The organism is Sandarakinorhabdus oryzae, from assembly GCF_009733735.1.
Classification (GTDB): domain Bacteria; phylum Pseudomonadota; class Alphaproteobacteria; order Sphingomonadales; family Sphingomonadaceae; genus Sandarakinorhabdus; species Sandarakinorhabdus oryzae.
This window is the reverse complement of record NZ_WNJP01000222.1, coordinates 1-3,775: the sequence shown is the minus strand read 5'-3', so window position 1 is coordinate 3,775 and position 3,775 is coordinate 1. Positions and strand designations below refer to the sequence as shown.

Here is a 3,775-nt window from a genome sequence, read left to right as displayed (position 1 = left end):
GCGCCGCATCTGGCCGGCCAGGCGCGGGTGGCGAGCCAGTGGCTGTCGGACACGCTGGCCGATGGCCGCGCCTTCATCGGCGGCGATGCGCCGGGTGCGGGCGATCTGGCGCTCTACAGCAACCTCTGGTTCGTGAAGGCCGTGCCGACCGCCGCCGCCAACGCCGCCGCCATGCTGGCCATGCCTTGTGTCGCTGACTGGTTTGGGCGGATGGCCGGCTTCGGCCACGGCGAGCGGCGGGAGATGACGACCGACGACGCGCTGGCCGCAGCACGCGACGCCGTTCCAGCGCCGGTGACGGGCCGGGTCGATGCACCCTACGCTGCGGGCATGATGGTGGGCGTCACGCAGGACGGCACGAAAGACGCGCCCAGCGTCGGCCGCCTTCTGCGCTGCGATTCAACCGGCATCACGATCGCGCGGGACGTGGAGGCGGGCCTGACGGTCCCATTGACCGTCAACGTCCACTTCCCGCGACTGGGCCAGGTGGTGTCGCCGGCCTGACCCCTCTCCCTTTTGGGAAGAGGGTCGACCCGGCACAGCCGAGCTGGGTGAGGGTTACGCCAGCGCGCCCGTCAGCCCAAGCGCTGGCTTTACGCCAGCGCGCCCGTCAGCCACGCCTTCAGTTCGCCCTTCGGCTTGGCGCCGACGTTCATGGCGACCGGCTTGCCGCCCTTGAACAGGATCATGGTCGGGATCGACATCACGCCATAACGGCCGGGCGCGTCGGGATTGTCGTCGATGTTGACCTTGACGATCTCGACATTGTCCATCTCGGCATTGAGCTCTTCGAGCGCCGGGGCGATCATGCGGCACGGGCCGCACCATTCGGCCCAGAAATCGACCAGCACCGGCTTTTCGGCGTTGATCACTTCGGCATCGAAGCTGGCATCAGTCACGGCTTTGGTCATGGGAGACTCCAAGATCAGATTTATAGAGGCAAGATAGGCGCTGGCCCGCCTGGCTGCAATGTGGCTGCAGGTTGCCAGGCGGAAAGAACGTCTTGGGGCAGCTCGATCAGGCGCGGCCCGGCCGTGTAGAGCAACCCGGCGCGCACGGTGCGGCCCGGAAAAACGCGGGCCAGCGCCGCGGCATAGGCGCCCATCTGCGCCAGGTGCGCTGGCGGCACCGCATCAAGCCCGGCCGGCACGCGGCTGCCGGTCTTGAAATCCACCGCCAGCACCTCGGTATCGCTCACCAGCAGCCGGTCGATGCTGCCGGCGATCACCGCCTCGCCCACCACGGCGGCCAGCGGCGCCTCGGTCAGTGCGTCGGGCGCAAACACTGCGGCAAAGGCCGGATCGTCGAGCACGGCCAGCACGGTCGTCACCAGTTCCGTGGCATCGAGATCCGGCACGTTGAGCGCGCACCATCTCAGCGCCACCTCGCGCCGCACGCTGGCGGCAAGGCTGGGCAGCGTCTCGAACAATTTGTGCAGCGCCGTGCCGCGCCGCGCCGCGGCCTTGCGGGCCGCATCGGGCGGCGGATCGGCCACCGTGTCGGGCCCCAGGCTCGACGGCGCCAGTGGCCGCGGCGGCCGCGCTTCCACGGGTGCAGCGCGCAACCACCAGCCATCGGTCGGGATCAGGCTGGCCGCCGGCGTGACCTGCTGTTTCTTCAGCGCCACCGGCGGCCCGGTGCGCAGGCTGCGCACCGGCGCCGGCCAGTTGGGGTCAACCTCCTCCTGCAAAGCCACATCGGCCAATGCGGCCTCGACCAGCGCATACCAGCTGTCGGGATGCACATCCCACTGCTTGCCTGGTTTCGATGCGCCACCGATGCACAGCACCTCCTCCGCACGCGTCAGCGCCACATAGAGCAGCCGGCGATATTCGCGCGCCACCCGCTCGGCCCGGCGCGCCTGGGCCTGCGCCAGCCACTCCGGCGGTGCGATCAGGCCAGGCGGCAGCCACAGCGGCAGATCGGGGCCATTGGCCACCGGCAGCACCAGCGCGCCGCTGTCGGGACGTGGCAGGCTGCAGGCATCGGCCATGATCACGATCGGCGCCTGCAGGCCCTTGGCACCGTGCACCGTCATCAGCCGCACGGCATCGATGGCGGCTTCGGGATCGCGCTTCACTTCCAGGTCTTCGGCCGCCATCCAGGCGAGAAAGGCCTGCAAACTGGCCGCGCCCGCCGCCTCGCAGGCCAGCGCCTGATCGAGCACCGTATCGACCGCATCGCGGGCTTCCTCGCCCAGCCGGGCCAGCAGCTTGCGACGGCCGGCGAGCGGGCCAGACAGGATGGTTTCCAGGAAACGATAGGGCGACACATCGGCCGCCAGCCGCAGCACCTCGGCCAGCCAGGCACGCGCGCTGGCAACAGTGGCATCCGCGCTGGCCTGCACCGCCGCCCACAGGCTGCCCGGCCGTTCGGCCGCCAGATCGGTGAGCGCATCATGATCCAGACCACAAAAAGGCGAGACCAGCAGCGCCGCCAACGTCAGGTCATCGCCGGGCTGGCAGGCGAATTGCACCAGCGCCAGCAGATCGGCCACGGCCAGCGGTTCGGCGAGGTTCAGCCGGTCCACCCCGGCCACCGGCACGCCGGCTTCGTGCAGCGCCGTCACCAGCGCGTTCATCAGCCCGCCGCGCCGGCGCACCAGTACCAATATATCCTGTGGCGCAGCACGGCGGCCGCTGGCTGGCAGGATCAGCGGTGCCTTGGGCGACAGCCATCCGGCGATGGTGGCCGCGATGCGGCGCGCCATGGCGATATCCAGCGCCAGCGGCGGCGCATCATCGCCGCCAGCCTCGCCCTCTTCCTCCGGCGCATCATCGTCTGGTAGCACTGGCGGCCACAGCGTCACCAGCCCGGCGCCCTCTTTGTGCGCGATGTGGGGCGGCACCCCGGCGGGGTCGAAATCCTGTTGCCCGACATGACCGATCACCCGGTCCACCACGTCGAGGATGGTCGGCACCGAGCGGAAATTCACCGTCAGCGGCAACTCCTTCCAGCGCTCCGGCTCGGCCTCGCAGAGCTGGTGGAAATCATCCTTCTTGTCGGCATAGACCTGTGGATCGGCACCCTGGAAGCCAAAGATCGACTGCTTGAAATCGCCGACGACGAACAGGCTGCGGAACTGGTCGCGCTGGCCCAGCCCGCTGAAAAACTCCTCCACCAGCGCACGGATCACCTCCCACTGCAACAGGTTGGTGTCCTGCGCCTCGTCGACCAGCACATGGTCGATGCGGCTGTCGAGCTTGAAGCGCACCCAGTCCGCTGCGCCCGGCTCGCCAAGCAGGCGGGCGGCCGCGGCGATCATGTCGTCATAATCGATCACGCCAGCGCGATGCTTGGCGGCCCGCCAGTCCTGCGCCAGCCGCACCGCCACGCGCAGGTGACGACCGGCGAAGGCCAGGATCTGCCAGCGTTCCAGTTCGGCCCGGATGGTCAGCAACTGGGCCTGCATATCGGCGCAGAATGGCTGCCAATCGGGATTGGCCTTCTGCAATTTGCTGGGCACCAGGCCGGTCACCACACGCGGCTTGTTGTCGGCCGTGTAGAACATCCGCCACAGATCGTCCCACAGGCTGGTCTTGTGAGGTGCCATCAGGAAGGCGACCAGATTGCCGGCGAGTTTCTGCGCCGTCACTCCGTCCTGCTGCCCCAGGGCCTGTGCGAACTGCTGCAATTTGGGCAGCGGCAGGCTGGCAATGCCCGCCGCCAGGGTGGCCGCCTCGCTGCCGCCGTCGCCCAGGCCCAGCGCCCGGCGCAGCAATGGCTCGACCGCCTCCACGCGCATGTCGGCCAGCGTCGCACCGTGGCGGGGCAG

Annotated in this window: 3 protein-coding genes; 1 reads left to right on the top strand and 2 read right to left on the bottom strand. The window is 69.2% G+C overall.

All coding sequences use genetic code 11. From position 1 onward, the window contains the following. The coding region (locus GJ693_RS14550) for a glutathione S-transferase C-terminal domain-containing protein (RefSeq protein WP_197042227.1) at positions 1-504 on the top strand (504 nt) is incomplete at its 5' end. 89 nt (positions 505-593) lie between these two features. Here the strand turns inward: GJ693_RS14550 and trxA are convergent. Then, a complete protein-coding gene (trxA, locus tag GJ693_RS14545; RefSeq protein ID WP_156256987.1) occupies positions 594-911 on the bottom strand; it encodes a thioredoxin in 318 nt (105 codons plus the stop codon). Positions 912-931: 20 nt separating this feature from the next. Then, positions 932-3,775 (bottom strand): UvrD-helicase domain-containing protein (locus GJ693_RS14540; protein ID WP_156256986.1); only part of this gene is annotated, 2,844 nt, incomplete at its 5' end.

Excerpts from the sequence above, each read along its gene's own strand:
- trxA (WP_156256987.1), bottom strand. The coding sequence starts at position 911 with ATGACCAAAGCCGTGACTGATGCCAGCTTCGATGCCGAAGTGATCAAC.